The organism is Martelella mediterranea DSM 17316, assembly GCF_002043005.1.
GTDB classification, from domain to species: Bacteria; Pseudomonadota; Alphaproteobacteria; order Rhizobiales; family Rhizobiaceae; genus Martelella; species Martelella mediterranea.
On record NZ_CP020330.1, the window covers coordinates 4,194,774 to 4,215,538 of the forward strand.

The window sequence follows — 20,765 nt, forward strand, 5'->3', positions numbered from 1 at the left end:
CGTTCCTTAGGCGTTAGAGAGGGTCGCTGCCCTGATAGGGATCAGATAGGCCAAGTGTGGCCAAAATGCGAGTCTCGAGACGCTCCATAACCTCCGCATCGTCGTTTTCAATGTGATCATACCCCAAAAGATGCAGAAATCCATGCACCAGAAGGTGGGTAAGATGATCGTCGAAGCTCTTTTCGAGCTCCCCGGCCTCGCGCGCCACGGTTTCCCGGGCAATCACGATATCGCCGAGCATCGGCCCCGGCATCGCGCCGGGCGTGACCGGAAAAGCGGGGAAGGACAGCACATTGGTGGGCTTGTCCTTGTCGCGCCACTCCGCATTGATCTCCCGTATCGCTTCATCGTCGGTGAACACCAGCGACAATTCGACGGGCTGGGCGGGAAACGGCTGCCCCTCCTCCTTTTCCAGAAAGAGCGCCGCAACCCGGATCACGTCGGAAACCAGCGCTTCCAGTTGCGTCTCGTCGGGCCAGCCCTCGGCCTCCCGGCTCACCTGAAAATCGAATGCGGCCATATCAGCCGGCGCCGCCTTCATTCGTCTCGGGCGTGCGTCCCCTGCCCTCATAGGCCGCGACGATGCGCGCCACCAGCGGATGGCGCACGACATCCTTGTCGGTAAAGCGCGTGGTCGACACGCCTTCCACGCCCTGAAGCACACCGAGCGCTTCCACGAGGCCGGACTTGACGCCGCGCGGCAGGTCGACCTGGCTCGGATCGCCGGTGACGATCATGCGCGAATTCTCGCCAAGCCGGGTCAGAAACATCTTCATCTGCATCGAGGTCGTGTTCTGCGCCTCGTCGAGGATCACCGCCGCATTGGTCAGCGTGCGGCCGCGCATGAAGGCGAGCGGCGCGATCTCGATCACACCCGCCGTCATCGCCCGCTCCACCCGGTCGCCCGGGATCATGTCGTAGAGCGCGTCATAGAGCGGACGGAGATAGGGATCGACCTTCTCCTTCATGTCGCCCGGCAGGAAGCCGAGCCGTTCGCCGGCCTCGACGGCAGGACGCGACAGGATGATCTTCTCGATCGCCCCGCGTTCCAGAAGCTGGGCGGCATAGGCGACGGCGAGATAGGTCTTGCCGGTGCCCGCAGGGCCAACGCCGAACACCAGTTCGTTGCGCTCCATCGCCCTTATATAGCCATCCTGCGCCGGGGTGCGGGCGGCGATCGACTTCTTGCGCGTCGAAATCTGCGACATCGAAAGCCGCGCCTTGCGCTCCAGCGTCGGCAGGGTCAACTGGTCGTCGGCCGCCCGCGCCATGCGGATCGCGCCCTCGACATCGGATTTCTCCAGCTGCGCGCCTTTTTGAAGCTGGGCGTAGAGATAATCCAGCGCGCGGCGCGCCTGATGGGTGGCGAGCGTCGGACCGCTCAACGCCACGGAGTTGCCGCGCGCCACGGCATCGACGCCAAGCTCCTTCTCCAGCAATTTCAGATGCTCGTCAAACTGACCGAACAATTCACTGGCATAGCGATTGTTCTCAAAGGTGAGCACGAAGTGGCTGGCATCCGGGCCCGCCGGTTTTCCGTGCGATACAACCATTTCAGTAGCGGTCAAGCGGTTCTGCTCCTCGGTTCAACGCAAAGCGCTCCGCTGTCCGGGTTCAGGCCGGCAGCGTCCTCTTCGATACGATACATAGGGGATCGTTCAGTCAAAGACAGAAGGAAAACGGCAGAAATGTGAGTCTCTGTTCGCCAATCAAGCTTCATGTGGGAAGGCTAATCGCGATTCTCGACTTTGTGAAGCGATTTGTATTTCGCCCCGACAAATTCATGGGACTGTCATCAATCAGGCGATCCGCACGCCGGCGAGGCTGTTGGTGGCCGCATCGGTGATGCGCACCCGCACCAGATCGCCGATTTCGGCCTCTCCGCCATCGATCACGACGGATTGCAGCCAGGGCGAACGGCCAATGAGCTGGCCCGGATTGCGGCCCGGCTTTTCCAGCAGGATATCCATCTCCATGCCGATCCGCGATTGCGCGAATTCGAGCTGATGGCGGGTGAGCATCGCCTGAAGCCGCTGCAGCCGGTCAGCCTTTTCGGCCTCCGGCACCTGATCGCCGAGCTCCGCGCCGGGCGTGCCGGGCCGGGGCGAATATTTGAACGAGAAGGCCTGGACGTAGCGCACCTTTTCCACGAGCGCGAGCGTCGCCTGGAAATCCTCCTCGGTCTCACCGGGAAAGCCGACGATGAAATCGCCCGACATCGCGATATCCGGGCGCGCAGCGCGGATGCGTTCGATCAGCGCCAGATACTCTTCCGCGGTATGACGGCGGTTCATCGCCTTCAGAATCCTGTCGGAACCCGCCTGAACCGGCAGGTGGAGATAGGGCATCAGCTTCGGCAGGTCGCGATGGGCCTGCATCAGCCGGTCGTCCATGTCGCGGGGATGGCTGGTGGTGTAGCGCAACCGGGCAATGCCCTCGATTTCGGCAAGGTGGAACAGCAGGTCGCCGAGACCCCAGTCCGCGCCGTCGGCGCTCTCGCCATGCCAGGCATTGACGTTCTGGCCGAGCAGCGTGATCTCGCGCACGCCGTTTTCGGCGAGCCGCCGCGCTTCATCGACGATCTGCTTCGTCGAGCGCGAGATTTCAGAGCCACGGGTATAGGGCACCACGCAGAAGGTGCAGAACTTGTCGCAGCCTTCCTGAACGGTCAGGAACGCCGAAACATTCTTCGGGCGGACGCCGCGTTCCTTCTTCGGCAGGTAATCGAACTTGTCCTCGACCGCATATTCGGTATCGACCACGCGCTCGCCGGTCTTGGCCTTGCGCAGCGCCTCCGGCAGGCGGTGATAGGTTTGCGGTCCGATGACCACGTCGACATCCGGCGCGCGGCGGAGGATTTCCTCGCCCTCGGCCTGGGCGACGCAGCCCGCGACCCCGATCATCGTCTCGCGGCCCTGCTTCAGGCGTTCCGCCTTCAGGTCGCGGTAACGCCCGAGCGCGGAATAGACCTTCTCGGCGGCCTTTTCGCGAATGTGGCAGGTGTTGAGCAGGATGAGGTCCGCATCCTCGATCACCTCCGTCTGCCGATAGCCGTCGGCGGCCAGCGCCTCGCCCATGCGTTCGCTGTCATAGACGTTCATCTGGCAGCCATAGGTCTTGATGAAGACCTTGCGCTGATTGTCGACCGGAAGTGTTGTCTGTTCGCTCATGCCGGCCTTTTAACGCGCTTTGGCCGCAGAGAAAATGAAAAAAGAGAAAATCAAAAAATGGTCAGCGTCCGCGCAGCCGCTCGGCAAGCAACGTGCGCATGCGGGCCTCGACCATGGCGGCCGCCTCCTTGCGCCGGGTCTCGGCATCGAACACCACGGGCTCGCCGAAACAGACATCAACATCGAGCGCGCGCGCCTTGATGACGCCGGCAAGCGAAGGGAGCATTTCGACATCGCCGGGCCAGGCCACGATCGGGCGCAGGAACCGCCCCATCGGAAAGCCCCGGATGCCGGTATAGGCGACAGCGACCGGCTGGACATGAACCTTGCCCGTGGGCGACAGCGGAACGGCGGAGGAGGCCGCGCCGAACAGCGAATATTTGATCGGATAGATCCGGTTGCCGTCAGAGGTCGTGCCTTCGGGAAACAGGATGATGATCTCGCCGCCGGCAAGCCGGTCGGCGATCGATCCCACCTGCCGTCCCGTGCCGCGCTTGTCGGCGCGCTCGATGAACACCGAATTCTGCAACCGCGCGAACAGGCCGAAGATCGGCCAGGTCTTGACCTCCGACTTGGCGATGAAGGAGACCTCGGCAACCCGGCCCAGCACGACGATATCAAGCCAGGTGGTGTGGTTGGCCGATAAGAGCAGCGGGCGCTGCCGCTCGATCTCGCCATGAACATGAATGCGGATGCCGAGCACGAAACAGGCGACGACATGCCAGTAACGCGGTAGCTTGCGCGCGATCTTCCAACCGCGCCACAGCGCCACGATCTGCAATGGCGACAGGATAATGGTTGTCAGGAACAGAACGAGGGCGACATAGGCATAGCGCAGATAGATCATGCGCCCCGCCTACTCGCCCCTGCCCTTGATCGGGACGCCGTAAAGCTCGAGCCGGTGATCGACGAGCTTCAGGCCGTATTCGCGGGCGATCCGCTCCTGAAGCGCCTCGATTTCGGGCGACTGGAACTCGATCACCGTCCCGCTCTTGAGGTCGATCAGGTGGTCGTGATGCTCTTCGGGCAGGGTCTCGTAACGCGAGCGGCCGTCGCGGAAATCATGGCGGGCGATGATGCCGGCATCGTCGAACAGCTTCAGCGTGCGGTAGACGGTCGAAATCGAGATGCGCGAATCAATCAGCGCGGCGCGGCGGTGCAGTTCCTCGACATCGGGATGATCCTCCGCCTCCTGCAGAACGCGCGCCACGACCCGGCGCTGCTCGGTCATGCGCATGCCGCGTTCGGCGCAGATTTCCTCAAGCGTTTTCGTCAGATCGTTCATCGAGAGCGCACCGGCGGTTGAGGCCGGCAATGCCGACCGAGCGTCGTTCCACGGTCTCGGGTTAGCCGAGTTCGCGCCGCATGACAAGCGCGGTGGTCCGCGTTCCGTCATCGTGGGTGTAGTAGGCCTTTCGCTGGCCGACCTCGACAAAGCCGAGCTTGCGATAGAGCGAAAGCGCAGCGGCGTTTTCCGCCGAGACCTCGAGCAGCATGGCCTCAGCCCCCATCGCGCGCGCCTCCTGCATGGATGCCACCATCAGCCGCCAGCCGAGACCGTTCCTGGAAAACTGCCGATCGACGCAGATCGTGAGGATCTCCGATTCGTCGCCGACGCTGCGCGCCAGCACGAACCCGGCCGCCTCCGCCACCCGGCGGTTTGGCCGCGCGATATGGCCATAGACCGGGCTTTGGGCCAGCAGCTTGCGGAATTCGCCCGCGCTCCAGGACGGAGAGAAACGCTTGCGATGCAGATCGGCGGCGAGGGTGAGATGCTCCTCCTCGAGCGGGAAGAGATCGAATTCGGGGGGACGCTTCAGGAAGGAAGGCAGCATGGCATGCCTCCCTCGTGACAAAAATACTCTCGATTGGAGATGGAGCGATCAAGGGCATCAAGCGTCCTCGCCGATCTCATCAGCAATGAGACGACACGGGGAGGCCGGAACTCGCTCCCGATATTCTCTCCCGCTGGCGGGAGAGATGCCCCGAAAGGGGCAGTGAGGGTGGTGCAGCACGTCGGTCTCGTGAGGGCGCCCGTGTGGACGCGCTCCCCCCTCACTGTCGCTATTGCGACATCTCTCCCCTCCGGGGCGAGAAGATTGGGGGGCTTTGCGGCTGATGTGTGGGCGAGAGGCATGAGCGGCCCTCACGCGCGGGCGACGGCGAAGCCGAGTTGCGGCTTGGCGTCGGGGGCGCGCAGATAGAGCGGCGAGACCGATGGGCCGGGGACGACGCTTGCGCCGAGAACGGCGATTGTTTCGATCGTCACGCGATCTTCGGGCATCGGCTCCGCGAGACCAGCGACGATGGCGCCAGCTCCGACCGGAACCGCCCCGTGCCGCCGGGCAAGCCCGGCGAGATCGTCATAGGCATGGGCTGCGGGCTGTGTCAGCGGATCGCCGTCGGCGTCGAACACCTGGGCAAAGGCCTCGCCGCGGCGGGCATCGAGGGTTGCCGTCACGGCGCTGCCCGGCCGCGCGGTGCGGTGCTGGAAAGCGATGGCCGCAAGCGAGGACACGCCGACGCACTCGGCCTTGACTGCCAACGCCAGAGCCCGCGCCGCCGCCACGCCGATGCGCACGCCGGTGAAAGACCCCGGACCGATATTGACGGCGATGCGGTCAATATCCGCGGGCTTCCTGCCGGCCTCAGTGAGTGCTGAGTCGATCACGGCCATCATCCGCTCGGCGTGGCCCTTGCCGATGGTCTCGACACAACGGCCAACGAGCGAATCCGACGCGCGGTCGAACACTGCGGCCGAGCAATCCGCCTGGGCCGTATCGAGCGCCAAAATCAGCATTGCAAACCTCAGACGGCTTCGACTTCCCGCACTTCGGGAACGAAGTGGTGCAGCAGGTTCTGGACGCCGTGCTTCAGCGTCGCCGTCGATGACGGGCAACCCGAGCAGGCCCCCTTCATGTTGAGAAACACCGTGCCCTCACGATAGCCGCGGAAGGTGATGTCGCCGCCATCCTGGGCAACGGCCGGGCGAACGCGGGTTTCCAGCAACTCCTTGATGGTTGCGACGATGGTCTCGTCGCCTTCATCGAAGAATTCCTCGTCGCTGTCGGGATCGATCGCGGGCGAAGCGCCCTCGGCCATCACCGGCGCGCCGGACAGGAAATGCTCCATGATCGCGCCAAGGATCGCCGGCTTCAGGTGCTGCCACTCGGGCTCGCCCTTGGTCACGGCGACGAAATCATAGCCGAACATCACGCCTTCCACGCCGGGCACGGCGAAAAGCCGGGTCGCGAGCGGCGAAACGATGGCATCGTCGGCGCTGCGGAAATCGGCATTGCCGGCTTCCATGACAACGCGGCCGGGCAGGAATTTCAGCGTCGCGGGATTGGGCGTCGTTTCCGTCTGGATGAACATATCCATCTCCAAATCAGTTCGGGCGGCTGGCGCGTCCAGCGGTCAAGCGTTTTGACCAACAATGCCCGTTTTGTTCCTATATCGGCCTTCGGGCAGGCAAACGCAAGGGTCAGCAGAGCGCATCGATATCGGCGTCATCGAGCCCATCTGGCAGAACGGTGACCGGTATCGTAAACGCGTTGCCGCGTCCGGCGAGCATCGAGACCAGCGGCCCCGGCCCTTCCTTGGCGGGACCGGCGGCCAGAACCAGGATCGCGATATCGCGGTCTTCCTCGACCACGGCATTGATCTCCTCGGCGCGGTCGCCCTCGCGGATCACGATTTCCGGATCGATGCCGATCGCCTCGCGCACATTCTCGGCGGCCCGGTTGGCGATCGTCTCGGCCTCCTCGCGCGCCTCGGCGCGGATGATTTCCTGAACCCCGATCCACTCCTGCGCATCATGCTGCGGAATGATATAGCACAGCACCAGCCCGCCATTGGAATTCTTGGCGCGGCGGCCGGCATAGCGCACGGCGCGAATGCATTCGGGCGTATCATCCACGATGGCCATGAATTTTCGGCGATGTCCGGCCTCGCCGGAAAGACGTTTGGAAACCATTGTGTCACCCCACCAATCTCAAGAAAGCCCGCGCGGCTGTTGAAGACAAGACTGCGGCTGGAACGCGTCCGCGAGGAAAACGCTCCATCCCATCGCTTTCGCCGCATTCCGGCGGAGGTCAGGCGTTTCCGCCAGACTGCGAAATGCGGCAGGCCGGGCCGGCCCATGCCGGCGGCCAAGCCGACATCATATCATAGATCGCAGAAAATCAAGCGCCGGGGCGCTATCAGAGCAGGCCGACGATCTCGTGAACGTCCTTCATGGTCTTCTGCGCGATGGCCCCTGCCCGCTCGCCGCCATCCTTCAGGACGGCATCGATATGGCCCGGATCGGCGTGAAGACGCCGCATCTCGGCCGTGATCGGCGACAGCACGGTAACGGCAAGATCGGCGAGCGCGGGCTTGAACTGCGAGAACTGCTGGCCGCCGAATTCGGAAAGAACATCGGCCTTGGTGCGATCGGCAAGGGCCGCGAAAATGCCGACAAGATTGTCGGCCTCGGGCCGCCCCTTCAGCCCCTCGACCTCGCTCGGCAGCGCATCCGGATCGGTCTTGGCCTTGCGGATCTTGCGCGCCACGGTCTCGGCATCGTCGGTCAGGTTGATGCGCGAGAGATCGGACGGGTCCGATTTCGACATCTTCTTGGTGCCGTCCTTCAGGCTCATCACCCGGGGCGCGGGGCCTTCGATCAGCGGTTCCACCATCGGGAAGAAGGCATGCACCGGCTGATCGCCGACCGTGATGTCGATGCCCGTCCCGGCCGCGCGGATTTTCTTCTCGAAATCGAGATTGAACTTCATCGCGATATCGCGCGTCAGCTCCAGATGCTGCTTCTGGTCGTCGCCGACCGGCACGTGGGTGGCGCGGTAGACCAGAATATCGGCCGCCATCAGGCTCGGATAGGCAAGCAGGCCGAGCGAGGCGTTCTCGCGATCCTTGCCGGCCTTGTCCTTGAACTGGGTCATCCGGTTCATCCAGCCGATGCGGGCGACGCAGTTGAAGATCCAGGCAAGCTCGGCATGCTGCGGCACCGCCGACTGATTGAACACGATGTGCTTTTCGGGATCGATGCCGGCGGCGAGATAGGCGGCGGTGATCGCGCGCGTCTGCCCCTTCAGGTCTTCATGCACAAGCTGCGCGGTGATCGAATGCATGTCGACCACGCAATAGATGCAGTCCATCTTGTCCTGAAGCGCCACGAATTTTCTGAGCGCGCCGAGATAATTGCCGAGATGCAGATTGCCGGTCGGCTGGACGCCGGAGAAGATTTGCGGCTTGAATTCACTCATGTCAGTTCTCTTTCGGACGGGTGGAGGGCCCGGTTCATCGGGTTTTGCTGGCAGCGCTTATGCACCGCAGCGCGCGGCGCGTCAAACTGAGAAGCGGTCCTATCCGCGGCGGCGGCGGACGAGTTTCATGATCAGCGCCCGGTTGACCCCGCCGGTGGCGAGCACCAGGCCGAAATAGACCGCCATGGCGATCGCGATCAGGATCAGCACCCCGCCGAGCTGCTGCATGAAATGAGCCCCCGGCGCAAACCAGGCCGCAAGCTTCACCGCCGCGAATTTCACCGCCGCCGCCATCGCGGCGCCGCTCAGGACGATCAGCGGTATGCGGCGCATCAGAAGGCTGTCGAACTTCAGATGACCGGAGATCACGAGCGTGGTCGCCAGCAGAACCACATTGGTCCAGCCGGAGACCACCTCGGCAAGCGCAATGCCGCGCTCGGCAAGGATCGGAAACAGCGAGATGGCGAGCACGGAATTTATTCCTACCGCTATCATCGTGAACCGCATCGGCAGTTTGGTGTTTTCGCGCGCGTAAAAGGCTGGCTGGAGGGCTTTGGTGAGCGCGAAGGCCGGCAGGCCGAAGGCGTAGACCGTCATGATCGCGGCCACCAGCGTCGTGGTCTCGGGCGTGAACGCGCCGCGTTCATAAAGCACCCGCGTGATCTCGGTCGAGATCATCATCAGGCCGAACGCCGCCGGAACGGTGAGAAACAGCACGAATTCGATGGTGCGGTTCTGGATGTGCCCGGCTTCCTTGAAATTACCGCCCTTCAGCGCCCGCGACAGTTCCGGCAGCAGCACCACGCCGCCCGCCACGCCGACGACGCCGAGGGGCAACTGATAGAGCCGATCGGCATATTGCAGCGCGGAGATCGCGCCGTCCTTGCCCGACGCCACCGCCTGGCCGATCAACTGGTTGATCTGGATGACGCCGCCGGTCACCGCCGCCGGCACGGCGAGCGCGACGAGCCGCCTGATCTTCGGCGTTATCTTCGGCATGCGCAAGGTGAAGCGCATGCCGGCGCGGCGGACATCGATCCAGACGACTGCAAGCTGGATGATGCCCGCGCCGAGCACGCCCCAGGAAAGATACTCGGCCATCGTCTGCGGATCGGCCTTGACCCAGACGCCATAGGCCAGCACCGCGATCAGCACGACGTTGAGGAACACCGGGGCGATCGCGGCGGCGAAATAGCGGTGCAGCGAGTTCAGCATGCCGCTCATCATCGCCATCAGCGACATGCAGATCAGATAGGGAAACATCACCGATGACAGCCTGACCGTCATCTCGAACTTGTCGGCATCATCGGCAAAGCCCGGCGCGATGATGAAGCGCACGATCAGCGGCATCGCCAGTTCCATCACCACGGTGATCAGGAACAGCGCCGTGAACAGAACGCCGAGAACCTGCTCGGCGAAGCGCTTGGCGCCGTCGACGCCGCTTTCCTCGATCTCCTTGGAAAACAGCGGCACGAAGGCGGCGTTGAACGCGCCTTCGGCAAACAAGCGGCGAAACAGGTTCGGGAAGCGGAAGGCGGCGTAGAACACGTCGGCCATCGGCCCGTTGCCGAGCGCCGCCGCCATCATGGTTTCGCGCGCGAAGCCGAACAGCCGGCTTGCGAAGGTGGCGCCGCCAACGGTGGCGAACTTGCCGACAAGGCTCATTTCTCGCGCCCGTCCTTGGCGTCGACGCGCCGCGCCTGCGTGCCGATTTCAGCCGGCAGCAACATGCCCGGCGGCATGCCCCTGCGGTAATCGTCGCCCTTTTCCTCAAGCACCGCCTTCATCCGCTCGACAATCGCCGCCTGCCGGCTTTCGCTGGTGATCTTCGCGCCGACAAGGTCGGTCACGTAGAAGCTGTCGATCACCTTCTCGCCGAAAGTGGTGATCCGGGCGGTCTGGATGTCGAGCGAAAGCTCGGACAGCGTCTGCGTCACATCGGCAAGCAGGCCGGTGCGGTCAAGGCATTCGATCTCGATGACCGTGAAGATATTGGAGAGCTTGTTCGACACCGACACATGAGTCGGTACCGAGAACGGCCGCACCGAACGGCGCTCGCGCTGGCGCGCGGCGATCAGCTGGTTGAGGTGCTTGTGGCCGGACAGCAGGTCCTCGATCAGCTTGCCGATCGTGTTGGCGCGCCGCAGCTCGTCGGCGTCATCGTCAAAGGCCCGGTTCAACAGGATCGTATCGAGCGCCCGCCCGTCCGTGGTGGTGAATATCTGGGCATCTGCAATGTTCGCTCCGGTCGCGGCACAGGCGCCTGCGATGATCGACAGCAGCCGCGGATGGTCCGGCGCCAGAAGCGTGATCTCGGTGATATCGTGGAACGCGTTGGTGCGCACCATGGTGGAGAACAATTGCCGCGACTTGTCGGCCTCGCGGATAAAACGGGCGTGACGGACCTGGTCTTCCAGCGGCACCGTGAGCAGATAGTTCTGGTATTGCAGATTGGCGTATTTGCGCCGCTCGGCATCCTCCCAGCCGGTGAGCGAATCTTCCAGCCGCTCGATGGCGTGCTCGGTCCGCGCCTTGCGGGAAACGGCGGAGAAGCCGCCCGACAGCAGGATTTCGGTTTCGTAATAGAGGGTGCGCAACAACTGCCCCTTCCAGCCGTTCCAGACATCCGGACCGACAGCGCGGATATCGCAGACTGTCAGGATCAGCAGGAGGTTAAGCCGTTCGAGCGACTGAACCTTGTCGACGAAATCGACCACCGTCTTGCGGTCGTTGAGATCGCGGGTCTGCGAGGTCATCGACATCAAGAGGTGATATTCGATCAGCCAGGCGACCTGTTCGGTCTGCTTCGCCGTCATCCCGAAACGCGGGCACAGCTTGCGCGCAACCCGGGCGCCGGCGATCGAATGATCTTCCTTGCGACCCTTGGCGATATCGTGCAGCAGCACCGCGACATAAAGCACGGCCCGATCCTCGACCGACTGGATCAGCCTTGCGGCAAGCGGATGGAGTTCAGACTCGCCGCCGGCATTGTCGATCTCCGACAACACGGCAACCGCGCGGATCAGGTGCTCGTCGACGGTGAAATGATGATACATGTTGAACTGCATCATCGCGACGATACGGCCGAATTCCGGGATGAACCGGCCGAGCACGCCGGCCTCGTTCATGCGCCTCAGATAAAGCGCCGGGTCGTTGCGGGAAGTCAGGATCGAGAGAAACAGCCGGTTGGCCTCCTCGTTTTCCCTGAGCTCGGCATTGATCTGCGACAGCGAGCGCGTCACCACCTTCAGCGCATCCGGGTGGAATTCCAGATCGTTGATCACCGCGACATAGAAGAAGCGGATGATGGCGACCGGGTCCTTCTTGAACACGTCCGGTTCGGCGAGCGCGATCCGGCCGCTGTCGGAGACGAATTCGAGCGAACCCGGTATCTTGCGCTGGCGTTTATATAGCTTAGACCAGACCACCTGCCCGAACGTCGGCGAGGCCTTGGCCTGCTGCTCCTCAAGGTCGGAGCAGAAGATGCGCGTCAGGTCGCCGACATCCTTGGCGACCAGGAAATAATGCTTCATGAACCGTTCGACCGCCGAAAGGCCGGGCCGATCCTGATAATCGAGGGCGGCGGCGATTTCGGCCTGCACGTCGAAGGTCAGCCGCTCCTCGGCCTTGCCGGTCAGGAAATGGAGGTGGCAGCGCACCGTCCACAAAAAGTCCTCGGCGCGCAGGAACAGCTTCAGCTCCTGGCGCGACAGAACGCCGAGTTCAACGAGCTGAGCGGTGTCGCGCACCCGGTAATAATATTTCGCGATCCAGAACAGCGTGTTGAGATCGCGAAGCCCGCCCTTCCCCTCCTTGACGTTGGGGACCACGAGATAGCGCGTGTCGAAGGACTTCTGGTGGCGCTGGTCTCGCTCGGCGAGTTTGGCGGCGATGAAATCCGGGCCGGTATCGGCCACCACCTCCTTGTCAAAACGCCGTTCCAGCGCGTTGGCAAGCGCCTTGCGCCCGGTGATATAGCGCATTTCCAGGATCGAGGTACGGATGGTCATGTCCGCCTTGGACAGCTTGATGCACTCCGTGACGCTGCGGGTCGCATGGCCGACCTTCTGACCCATGTCCCAGAGCATGTAGAGGATATATTCGATCGCCTTCAGCGTATCGGCCCGGTCGGTTTCCTCGATCAGGAACAGGAGGTCGATATCGGAACCCGGCGCCAGCGTGTCGCGTCCGTAGCCGCCGACGGCGGTGATCGCAAATTCCTTGCGGGTATCGGGAAAGATCGTGCGGGTGACCAGATCATGCAGCGCGATCAGCATCTGGTCCTCGAGCCAGGAGATGCGCCGCGCGCATTCCAGTCCGCCGCCATCGGCTTTGAGCAGTTCATAGGCGCGGGCGCGGCCGGCGGCATTGACCTCCTTCAGTCGTGCCAGGATCGCCTGACGCGTCGCATCCGGATTGCCGTCATTCTTGCGCGCGATCGCCCGCAGCTCGTTGCGCAGCGCCGCAGGCTCGAACACCTCCGTCATGGCATAGGAATCGGCTTGTAGCGGCGCGGCCTTCACGGTGTTCTGCGCCGCGCGCTCGCGCTGCTCTGCCCTTTTTGTCTGCATGGACCTGCCTTTTCATCGGCGGTTCTCGCGCCGCCGCAGGTTTCTTAAAGCAAATCACTCATCAATGGAAACGGCATCATGCATTTTCCGCTTCAGCGCGTAGAGCGTTTCCAGCGCCTCGCGGGGGGTCATGTCGTCGGGCCGGATATCGGCGAGCATGGCCTCGACCTCGGAGGCTTTTGGCGCGGGCTCGGGCGCGCGCATGGCGGACTGGAACAGCGGCAGATCATCGATCAGGCTCGCGGCCGGGTTCTTGCGGTCGGCATCCTCCAACCGCGTGAGCACGTTCTTCGCGCGCTTGACCACGGCAGCCGGCAGGCCGGCGAGACGGGCGACCTGAATACCGTAGGAGCGATCCGCAGCACCGGGCCCGACCTCGTGCAGAAACACCACGTCGCCCTTCCATTCCTTGACCCGCATCGTCGCGTTCACAAGGCGCGAAAGCTTTTCCGAAAGCGCGGTCAGCTCATGGAAATGGGTGGCGAACAGGCCGCGGCAGCAATTGACGTCGTGGAGATGCTCGACCGCCGCCCAGGCGATCGACAGCCCGTCAAAGGTAGCGGTGCCCCGGCCGATCTCGTCGAGGATCACCAGCGAACGGGGACCAGCCTGATTGAGGATCGCCGCCGTCTCGACCATCTCGACCATGAAGGTCGAGCGCCCGCGCGCCAGATCGTCGGAGGCGCCGACACGCGAAAACAGCCGGTCGACGATGCCGATATGGGCCTTTACCGCGGGCACATAGGCGCCGATCTGGGCAAGGATCGCGATCAGCGCATTCTGGCGCAGGAAGGTCGATTTACCGCCCATATTGGGACCGGTCAGCAGCCAGAGGCAGCCGTTTTCGCCCGTCACCGGCGACAGCGTGCAATCATTCGCGACAAACGGGCCCGCCGATTGCTTGCGCAACGCCTGCTCGACGACGGGATGACGTCCGCCCTCGATTTCGAAGGCCGTGGTGCCATCGACCTGCGGCCGGCAATAGGCCTCCGCCTCGGCGAGCACGGCGAGGGCGGCCGAGACATCGATGATCGCGAGCGCATGCGCGCCCTGCTTCAGGCTTTCGGCGGCGGCCACGACGTTGCGGCGGAGCGTTTCGAAAGCCGTGAGCTCGATCACCAGCGCCTCGCCCGCCGCATTGGCGATCCGGCTTTCGAGATCGGCAAGCTCAGCGGTGGTGAACCGCATCGCGTTCGCCATGGTCTGGCGATGGATGAACTTCGCCTTGGCCGCATCGCCCTCGGTCAGCGCGCGGGCATTGCCGGCGGTGACCTCGATGAAATAGCCGAGCACGTTGTTGTGCTTGATCTTCAGCGCCTTGACGCCAGTCTCCTCGGCATATTGCGCCTGCAGCCCGGCGATGATCCGGCGGGATTTGTCGCGCAGCCCCCGCGCCTCGTCGAGCGCATTGTCGGCGCCTTCGCGCACGAAGCCACCGTCCCGCTTCAGGAGCGGCAGCTCCTCGTCAAGGGTTGCGGCAAGCTGCTGCTCAAGGTCGTGCGGCAGGGCCTGAAGCGATGCCAGCGCGGCGGAAAGTTCACCCGGCTGATCAGCGCCGGACAGCACATCGGCGATCGCGCGGGCAACCGTGAGGCCGCGTTGGATCGCGCCGAGATCACGCGGGCCGCCGCGATCAAGCGCCAGACGCGACAGCGCGCGCGGCATGTCGGGAAGCTGCTTCAGATGGTCGCGCACGGCATCCGAGCGCGCGACATCGGACAGGAAGAAGCCCACCGAATCGAGCCGTGCATGGATGGTCTCGACATCCGTCAGCGGCGACATCAGCCGTTCGCCGAGAAGGCGCGCGCCGCCGCCGGTCACCGTGCGGTCGATCGCCTTTAGGAGCGAACCGTCGCGCCCGCCGGCCATGGTGCGCACCAGTTCGAGATTGGAACGGGTGGCGGGGTCGATGAACATCGCGCCGGACGCCCCATCCTGCTCGGGAATGCCGATCGGCGGGCGTTCGTTGATCTGGGTCTTTTCGACATAGGCGACGGCCGCGGCGGCGGCGGAAAGCTCCGGCCGCGAAAACCGCCCGAAGCCATCGAGCGTGGCGACGCCGAAGAACCGGCCGAGCCGGTCCTGCGCTGTCGCGCCGTCAAACAGCACGGCCGGCTGCGGCGAGACCGCGCGGCCCAGAAGATCGAAGACCGGCCGCAGTTTCTCATCGGCGAACACGGTATCGGCGACGACCAGCTCGCGCGGTTCAACGCGCATGATATCGGCGGCGAGCCTCCCTTCGGAGGACGCGCTGACGCGGAAGACGCCGGTGGAGATATCGATCCAGGCGAGGCCGTAATTGTTCTCCCCCTCGCCGCCCTTCACCCGCGACAGCGCCATCAGGTAATTGCTTTCACCGGGCGCGAGCAGCTTGTCCTCGGTGATCGTGCCCGCCGTCACCAGCCTTGTGACATCGCGCCGGACGACGGACTTCGAACCGCGCTTCTTGGCCTCGGCAGGATCCTCGGTCTGCTCGCAGACGGCGACCCGGAAGCCAAGGCCGATGAGCTTCTGCAGGTAGTCGTCGGCGGCATGGACCGGCACACCGCACATCGGAATGTCGCGGCCGAGATGCTGGCCACGCTTGGTGAGCGTGATCGACAGCGCGCGGGCCGCCTCGACGGCGTCATCGAAGAACAGCTCGTAGAAATCGCCCATCCGGTAGAACAGCAGGAGATCGGGGTTTGCGGCCTTGATCTCGATATACTGCTCCATCATCGGCGTTGCCGATGCCCGGCTTTCCTCGGAGATCAGTTCTTCGGTCGGGATACGATTATCGTCTGCCACGGCGCACGCTCGATATGAAGGGAATTGCCCTCTTCATCTGTCACGAATTTTTACGGCTCGAAAGTGTCGGTCGCAAGAAAGCTGGGCAAAACGTAAATGGCTGAGGTTGGTTGAAAGCGGCCCGACGTATTCCTGCTGAAAGTTCAGCCGATTTCTGGGTGTATGTTGCCGCCGGGGCTTGGCAGCCCACAATCTCTCCCCTTGAGGGAGAGATGCCCCGACAGGGGCAGAGAGGGGTGAACCCTATCGGCAAATTCGGAGCTTGCGGCTTATGCCCATACCCCTCTCTGTCGCTTTCGCGACATCTCCCCCTCAAGGGGGGAGATTGATGGGGGCTATGCGGCGCGCTCCGAAAAACTCAGCTCGCGAACCGTCCGGCGTCGGCGCCGTAATAATTCAGGTAGCGATCCGAGATCGAGCTGATGGGCAGCACGATCAGCACGTCGGTGGTGTTGAAGGCGTGATCGATGACCGCGCCTTCGCCGACCATCGCGCCGAGGCGCAGATAGCCCTTGATCAGCGGCGGCAGGCCGGTGAGCGCGCGCCGACCCGAGGCTTCCTCAGCCGGCATCAGGTTCATGTCGACCGCCAGTTCGGGACGGGCGGCAACCGCCCAGTCGCCGGTGGCGCGGGCATTGTGGTGCAGGAACGAAAGCGCCATGGCGTGGTCCGCGGGATCGGTGCCATGGAAGGAGGCGCAACCGAACATCACGCCGATATCGTGTTTCAGCGCATAGGCCCAGTTGCCCTGCCAGAGCAGTTCCACGGTGCGCTTGCTGCGGTAATCCGGCAGCACGCAGGACCGGCCAAGTTCCATGAACCGCACTTCGGGATGGCGGGCGACGAGATCGGCGGTCTGGAACTCGGAATCGGAATAAAACCCGCCGTGCTCCATCGCCACTTCGTGGCGCAGCAGGCGGTAGGTGCCGACGATCTGGTCTTCGGGCTCGCCCTCGATCTTGTGGTCGACGACCAGAAGATGGTCGCAGATATCGTCCCAGCGGTCGAAATCGCGCTTGGCGCGCATCGCCGCTTCCGGCAAACGCGCCTGCATTTCCTCCACGAAAACGCGGTAACGGATGGATTGAGCGGCGTCGATCTCCGCCGCGGTTTCCGCAATCCGGGTCTCCAGACTGCCGATGCGGCCGAGCACGTTGTTACCGGCCACCGCGATCGAAGCGTCTGCTGGGACCGATGGTTGCAGAAGATCAAGGACTTCCATCGTCATCGCACGTTCCGGATCATTTGTCTTGGGTGTCATAAAGCACTTTACTGCGACAGGTTCGTGACAGCCGCATCCCGTAATCTGAGGGCAGAAGAAGGTCTGACGCAAGACCTCCGCGCGCCGTTTCCGTGCTATCCGGGCAACGGCCCGATTGGGAGAAACTGTAATACAAGGCGTGAGCGAGGTCCAGCCGCTTTTGACGAAACGCCAATCACCAGGCGACGCCAGAGGACCTTTCAACTCATTGAATGCCAAGGTTTTCCGCTAATATACCCGCCGCTGCCCCTCAGGCCTTGTCCTTGCCCGATCCGTTCAACAGGAACTCCTGGATGAAGATCATGACGGCGCCGATGGTGATGTAGCTGTCGGCGAGATTGAAGATCGGAAACGTCCAGTCGCCGACATGGAAGCGGATATAGTCGACGACGTGGCCATAGATGAAATGATCGAGAATGTTTCCGAGCGCGCCCGAAACCACCAGCGCGAAGCCGATCAGCGCGAACACCTGCCCCGGCGCGGTGCGGCGCCAGAGATAGATCACGACGGCCACGATCGCCAGCCGCATCGCGACCAGCGCCCAGCCATTGGTGTCCGACAGCAGCGAAAAGGCGATCCCCGGATTGTAGGTCTTGAACAGGCCGAGGAAGGGCAGCACGTCATAGGTCCGGTGCAGCGGCAGATAGACCTCGACCGCGAACTTGATCGCAGCGTCGATGAGAACGGCGATCACGATGAACAGGACTGCGGGGCCAGGACGGGAAAGCGGCGAGGTCATCGGCCGGGCTCCTCAAGAGACAGAAGGTGGCGGCGGGCTTCATAGAGCATCACCGCGGTGGCGACCGCCAGATTGAGCGAATCGGCCCTGCCCTGCTGCGGTATGCGCGCGAGCCGGCCCGCGCCCTCGGCAAGTTCGGGCGGCAGGCCCTGCTGCTCATTGCCCATCAGCAGCACGATCGGCTTCTTGGTGTAATCGATGGTGCGGTAATCGACGGAGCCGGCCAGATGGGTGGCGACGATTTCCGCGCCGCTTTTCTTCGCCCAGTCCAGAAACGCCTTCGGCTCGGCGCGCGAGACCGGCAGCGCGAAGACAGAGCCCATCGTCGCCCGCACCGTTTCCAGCGAGAACGGATCGGTGGTCTCGCCGACAAGAATGATGCCCGACGCGCCGGCGGCATCCGCGGTACGGATGATCGTGCCGAGATTGCCCGGATCGCGCACCCGGTCGAGCGCGATATAGGTCTCGTTCTTCTGCGGCGCGATCTCGGCAAGCGGGCGGTAATGGCTCTCAAAAACGCCGGCGACCATCTGCGGATTGTCGCGCCGCGTGATCGCACCGAGCACCTTCTCGGAGACCTCGAGCACCAGACCGCCGGAGGCAACCGTCTTGGCGGCGGCCTTTTCCACCGGCGGCTTGCCCTTGGCGGCCTTGGCGTAGATCAACGTGCGGATCGTCCAGCCGAGCTCAAGCGCGTCGATGATCAGCTTCAGGCCCTCGGCCAGAAACGTGCCGCTTTCCTCGCGGTGCTTCTTCTGGCTGAGCGCCCTGATATCCTTGATGATCGGATTGGAGAGGCTGGTGACCTCCTTGACCGTGCCGACGCGCGGGGCGCGTTCCTTCTCGAAGCTCATTGTGGCAACCACCGCGCATAAAGGGATGTGGAGAGCGCCCTGCCCGGCTCGGTCCCGGAAAGCCCGCCCTCGCGGATGACGAGTTCGCCCGATTCGACCACGCCGCCAAAGCCGCGCATGGTTTCCATCATCAGTTCATGGACGGAGTAGAAGCTGGCGCGGATCGAATAGGCGGTCAGCACCAGGCCGAGTGCATCGGGCTTCAGGATCGCGCGGCAGAGATCGAGCATGCGTGGCAGATGTTCGAACAACTGCCAGACCTCGCCATTGGGCCCCCGCCCGAATTTCGGCGGGTCGGTGAGGATGATGTCGTAGTGGTTGCCGCGCCGCTCCTCGCGCTCGATGAACTTCATCGCGTCGTCGCAGATCCAGCGGATCGGCCTGTCGTTAAGGCCGGACAGGGCCTGGTTCTCGCGCGCCCAGCCGATCGCCTTCTTCGAGGCGTCCACATGGGTCACCTCGGCGCCCGCCGCAGCCGCAACCAGCGAGGCAACGCCGGTATAGCCGAAGAGGTTCAGTACCTTCGGCCTGTCGCCGCCGCGCCTTGCCTCCAGCACGTCGCGCATCCACTGCCAGTGGGCGAGCTGTTCGGGGAACACGCCGACATGGCGAAAGGCGGTGAAGCGGCCGAGAAAATCGATATCCATGATCCGAAGCGGCCAGGTCTCGCCCAGCGCCGCCTTCGGAAACTGCCAGCGGCCCATGCCCTCTTCATCGGTATCGCCGGTAAACACCGCATCCGCATTGGCCCACACTTTTTCTTCAAGCAGCGGCGGCCACAGCGCCTGCGCTTCGGGGCGCACGATGCGATAATCGCCATATTGCTCGAGCTTCAGCCCATGGCCGCTGTCGATCAGGTGAAAGCCGTCGGCCGATGCCGATTCGAGAATGTGGGGAATCCGCTCTGCCGGCCGCTCGCCGGGCTTCATCGCAACCCATTGCGGTTCCGGCTGGCTTTTCTTGCGCTCGGCGGGCTCGCGCTGTTCTTCGCGGCGGCGCGGGGCCTGACTGCGCGCGGGCTTGGACGAAGGCGCGTTGCGGCGATCACCCTTGCCGGGCTTGCGGCGTGTCTTGTCCTGTTTCGGAGGCGTCATGAAAGGCCGTCATCCCGGATTGGTCGAAAGCACGCGGTTTATCAGCCCTGCCGGGAAAATGGCAAGCCTTGTCGGCTGCCGCCGCCTCAGGCCGAGGGCAGCCGGTCGAGCGGACGCGTCTGCGGCAATTCGGCGGGCTGGGTCTTCTGGCGATCGGCCTCGGCGCGCCATTGCGCGGCCTCGCGCTTCTTGGCCTTCGCGGTCTTGCGGTGCTTATGCTGGGAAAACCACGTGGCCAGCGAACCGAAAACAAGGCCCAGGATGAAGGCGATGAAGATATAGACGAAGAATGGCGCGGAGACGGAAAGCACCTGATCTTCGGCGTTGAACGGATTGAGCGCCATGGTCACCGACTGGCGGTTGGCCACGCAGAGCACGATGAGCACGACCCCGATCGGCACCAGAATGAGAATGTTGATCAGTTTCTTGGTCATGATGCGCGCCTGTTATTCTTTACCGCCGTCAGTTGTCGTTTTTCTGGTCCGGATTGAGGCGCTCGCGCAACTCCTTGCCGGTCTTGAAGAACGGCACCCACTTCTCTTCAACGAAAACGGCATCGCCGGTGCGCGGGTTCCGGCCCGAGCGCGAGGGCCGGTTCTTGACCGAAAAAGCGCCGAAACCGCGCAGTTCGACCCGGTTGCCCGCGGCCAGCGCATCGGCGATTTCATCGAGTATGGCGTTCACGATGTTCTCGACATCGCGGTGATAAAGGTGCGGATTGCGCGCCGCCACAATCTGAACCAGCTCCGACTTGATCACATTCGACCCCTCAAATCCATGATTTTCATTGCCAATTAGTCTGCCCCACAGACCATGGCCCGTCAACAAGTCCGATCCGCCCAAGGACGATTTCGCCCCTCCCCGTCGTCTTTGCGTCGCCCGTCTTATTCCGTTCCGTCCAGAAAAGGCCTCAAACTCGACCTGTTTACGTTATACGGCTGACCGAGTTCAAGTGGCCGAAGGCATAAGATGACGCGATTTGGCAAACCGGCACATCTTGCTGGCGGGGATGTCGCCGCGATACC

General features: G+C 63.4%; 19 protein-coding genes. All 19 read right to left on the bottom strand.

The window, feature by feature from the left end; genetic code table 11:
- Positions 1-13: 13 nt before the first annotated feature.
- The 19 genes from ybeY to Mame_RS19645 all read right to left on the bottom strand — a co-directional run bounded on the left by ybeY (position 14) and on the right by Mame_RS19645 (position 20,499).
- On the bottom strand, positions 14-520 hold the full coding sequence (gene ybeY / locus Mame_RS19555) for an rRNA maturation RNase YbeY (protein ID WP_026173596.1): 507 nt from the start codon (positions 518-520) through the stop codon (positions 14-16).
- A gap of 1 nt (position 521) precedes the next feature.
- Complete coding sequence (locus Mame_RS19560) at positions 522-1,553, bottom strand: PhoH family protein (RefSeq protein ID WP_018065536.1); 1,032 nt, start codon at positions 1,551-1,553, stop codon at positions 522-524.
- Positions 1,554-1,799: 246 nt separating this feature from the next.
- Positions 1,800-3,170, bottom strand: a complete 1,371-nt coding sequence (gene miaB / locus Mame_RS19565) for a tRNA (N6-isopentenyl adenosine(37)-C2)-methylthiotransferase MiaB (protein ID WP_018065537.1) — start codon at positions 3,168-3,170, stop codon at positions 1,800-1,802.
- 61 nt (positions 3,171-3,231) lie between these two features.
- A complete protein-coding gene (olsA, locus tag Mame_RS19570) occupies positions 3,232-4,017 on the bottom strand; it encodes a lyso-ornithine lipid O-acyltransferase (protein WP_018065538.1) in 786 nt (261 codons plus the stop codon).
- 9 nt (positions 4,018-4,026) lie between these two features.
- Positions 4,027-4,455, bottom strand: coding sequence for a Fur family transcriptional regulator (locus Mame_RS19575; protein WP_026173597.1), 429 nt, complete (start codon positions 4,453-4,455; stop codon positions 4,027-4,029).
- A gap of 61 nt (positions 4,456-4,516) precedes the next feature.
- Positions 4,517-5,005, bottom strand: a complete 489-nt coding sequence (locus Mame_RS19580; protein ID WP_018065540.1) for a GNAT family N-acetyltransferase — start codon at positions 5,003-5,005, stop codon at positions 4,517-4,519.
- Positions 5,006-5,316: 311 nt separating this feature from the next.
- Complete coding sequence (tsaB, locus tag Mame_RS19585; RefSeq protein ID WP_018065541.1) at positions 5,317-5,970, bottom strand: tRNA (adenosine(37)-N6)-threonylcarbamoyltransferase complex dimerization subunit type 1 TsaB; 654 nt, start codon at positions 5,968-5,970, stop codon at positions 5,317-5,319.
- A gap of 8 nt (positions 5,971-5,978) precedes the next feature.
- Positions 5,979-6,545 (bottom strand): NifU family protein, encoded by a 567-nt coding sequence (locus Mame_RS19590; RefSeq protein ID WP_018065542.1) that lies wholly within the window; start codon positions 6,543-6,545, stop codon positions 5,979-5,981.
- A gap of 109 nt (positions 6,546-6,654) precedes the next feature.
- Positions 6,655-7,146, bottom strand: a complete 492-nt coding sequence (locus Mame_RS19595; protein ID WP_018065543.1) for a universal stress protein — start codon at positions 7,144-7,146, stop codon at positions 6,655-6,657.
- 226 nt (positions 7,147-7,372) lie between these two features.
- A complete protein-coding gene (gene trpS, locus Mame_RS19600) occupies positions 7,373-8,434 on the bottom strand; it encodes a tryptophan--tRNA ligase (protein ID WP_018065544.1) in 1,062 nt (353 codons plus the stop codon).
- Between the two features lie 99 nt (positions 8,435-8,533).
- Positions 8,534-10,099, bottom strand: a complete 1,566-nt coding sequence (gene murJ / locus Mame_RS19605; RefSeq protein WP_018065545.1) for a murein biosynthesis integral membrane protein MurJ — start codon at positions 10,097-10,099, stop codon at positions 8,534-8,536.
- On the bottom strand, positions 10,096-13,005 hold the full coding sequence (locus Mame_RS19610) for a [protein-PII] uridylyltransferase (protein WP_018065546.1): 2,910 nt from the start codon (positions 13,003-13,005) through the stop codon (positions 10,096-10,098). The genes murJ and Mame_RS19610 overlap by 4 nt, the downstream gene beginning before the upstream one ends.
- 54 nt (positions 13,006-13,059) lie before the next feature.
- Positions 13,060-15,792, bottom strand: coding sequence for a DNA mismatch repair protein MutS (mutS, locus tag Mame_RS19615; protein ID WP_018065547.1), 2,733 nt, complete (start codon positions 15,790-15,792; stop codon positions 13,060-13,062).
- Positions 15,793-16,150: 358 nt separating this feature from the next.
- Positions 16,151-17,014, bottom strand: a complete 864-nt coding sequence (olsB, locus tag Mame_RS19620; protein WP_026173598.1) for a l-ornithine N(alpha)-acyltransferase — start codon at positions 17,012-17,014, stop codon at positions 16,151-16,153.
- Between the two features lie 289 nt (positions 17,015-17,303).
- The gene (gene lspA / locus Mame_RS19625) at positions 17,304-17,792 is read right to left on the bottom strand and encodes a signal peptidase II (protein ID WP_018065549.1); all 489 of its coding nucleotides are present in this window, start codon (positions 17,790-17,792) and stop codon (positions 17,304-17,306) included.
- Positions 17,789-18,646 (bottom strand): TrmH family RNA methyltransferase, encoded by an 858-nt coding sequence (locus Mame_RS19630; protein ID WP_018065550.1) that lies wholly within the window; start codon positions 18,644-18,646, stop codon positions 17,789-17,791. Before Mame_RS19630 ends, lspA begins: the two co-directional genes overlap by 4 nt.
- Entirely contained in the window at positions 18,643-19,740 is a 1,098-nt protein-coding gene (locus Mame_RS19635; RefSeq protein WP_018065551.1) for an RsmD family RNA methyltransferase, read from the bottom strand. The genes Mame_RS19630 and Mame_RS19635 overlap by 4 nt, the downstream gene beginning before the upstream one ends.
- A gap of 86 nt (positions 19,741-19,826) precedes the next feature.
- The gene (locus Mame_RS19640) at positions 19,827-20,174 is read right to left on the bottom strand and encodes a LapA family protein (protein ID WP_018065552.1); all 348 of its coding nucleotides are present in this window, start codon (positions 20,172-20,174) and stop codon (positions 19,827-19,829) included.
- A gap of 28 nt (positions 20,175-20,202) precedes the next feature.
- Positions 20,203-20,499 (bottom strand): integration host factor subunit beta, encoded by a 297-nt coding sequence (locus Mame_RS19645; RefSeq protein WP_018065553.1) that lies wholly within the window; start codon positions 20,497-20,499, stop codon positions 20,203-20,205.
- Positions 20,500-20,765: the final 266 nt, after the last annotated feature.

Coding starts and splice junctions, on each gene's coding strand:
- Mame_RS19580 (WP_018065540.1), bottom strand. CDS start 5,005: ATGCTGCCTTCCTTCCTGAAGCGTCCCCCCGAATTCGATCTCTTCCCG.
- tsaB (WP_018065541.1), bottom strand. CDS start 5,970: ATGCTGATTTTGGCGCTCGATACGGCCCAGGCGGATTGCTCGGCCGCA.
- Mame_RS19630 (WP_018065550.1), bottom strand. CDS start 18,646: ATGAGCTTCGAGAAGGAACGCGCCCCGCGCGTCGGCACGGTCAAGGAG.
- Mame_RS19575 (WP_026173597.1), bottom strand. CDS start 4,455: ATGAACGATCTGACGAAAACGCTTGAGGAAATCTGCGCCGAACGCGGC.
- miaB (WP_018065537.1), bottom strand. CDS start 3,170: ATGAGCGAACAGACAACACTTCCGGTCGACAATCAGCGCAAGGTCTTC.
- lspA (WP_018065549.1), bottom strand. CDS start 17,792: ATGACCTCGCCGCTTTCCCGTCCTGGCCCCGCAGTCCTGTTCATCGTG.
- ybeY (WP_026173596.1), bottom strand. CDS start 520: ATGGCCGCATTCGATTTTCAGGTGAGCCGGGAGGCCGAGGGCTGGCCC.
- Mame_RS19610 (WP_018065546.1), bottom strand. CDS start 13,005: ATGCAGACAAAAAGGGCAGAGCAGCGCGAGCGCGCGGCGCAGAACACC.
- Mame_RS19595 (WP_018065543.1), bottom strand. CDS start 7,146: ATGGTTTCCAAACGTCTTTCCGGCGAGGCCGGACATCGCCGAAAATTC.
- olsA (WP_018065538.1), bottom strand. CDS start 4,017: ATGATCTATCTGCGCTATGCCTATGTCGCCCTCGTTCTGTTCCTGACA.
- trpS (WP_018065544.1), bottom strand. CDS start 8,434: ATGAGTGAATTCAAGCCGCAAATCTTCTCCGGCGTCCAGCCGACCGGC.
- Mame_RS19590 (WP_018065542.1), bottom strand. CDS start 6,545: ATGTTCATCCAGACGGAAACGACGCCCAATCCCGCGACGCTGAAATTC.
- Mame_RS19635 (WP_018065551.1), bottom strand. CDS start 19,740: ATGACGCCTCCGAAACAGGACAAGACACGCCGCAAGCCCGGCAAGGGT.
- Mame_RS19560 (WP_018065536.1), bottom strand. CDS start 1,553: ATGGTTGTATCGCACGGAAAACCGGCGGGCCCGGATGCCAGCCACTTC.
- olsB (WP_026173598.1), bottom strand. CDS start 17,014: ATGGAAGTCCTTGATCTTCTGCAACCATCGGTCCCAGCAGACGCTTCG.
- murJ (WP_018065545.1), bottom strand. CDS start 10,099: ATGAGCCTTGTCGGCAAGTTCGCCACCGTTGGCGGCGCCACCTTCGCA.
- Mame_RS19640 (WP_018065552.1), bottom strand. CDS start 20,174: ATGACCAAGAAACTGATCAACATTCTCATTCTGGTGCCGATCGGGGTC.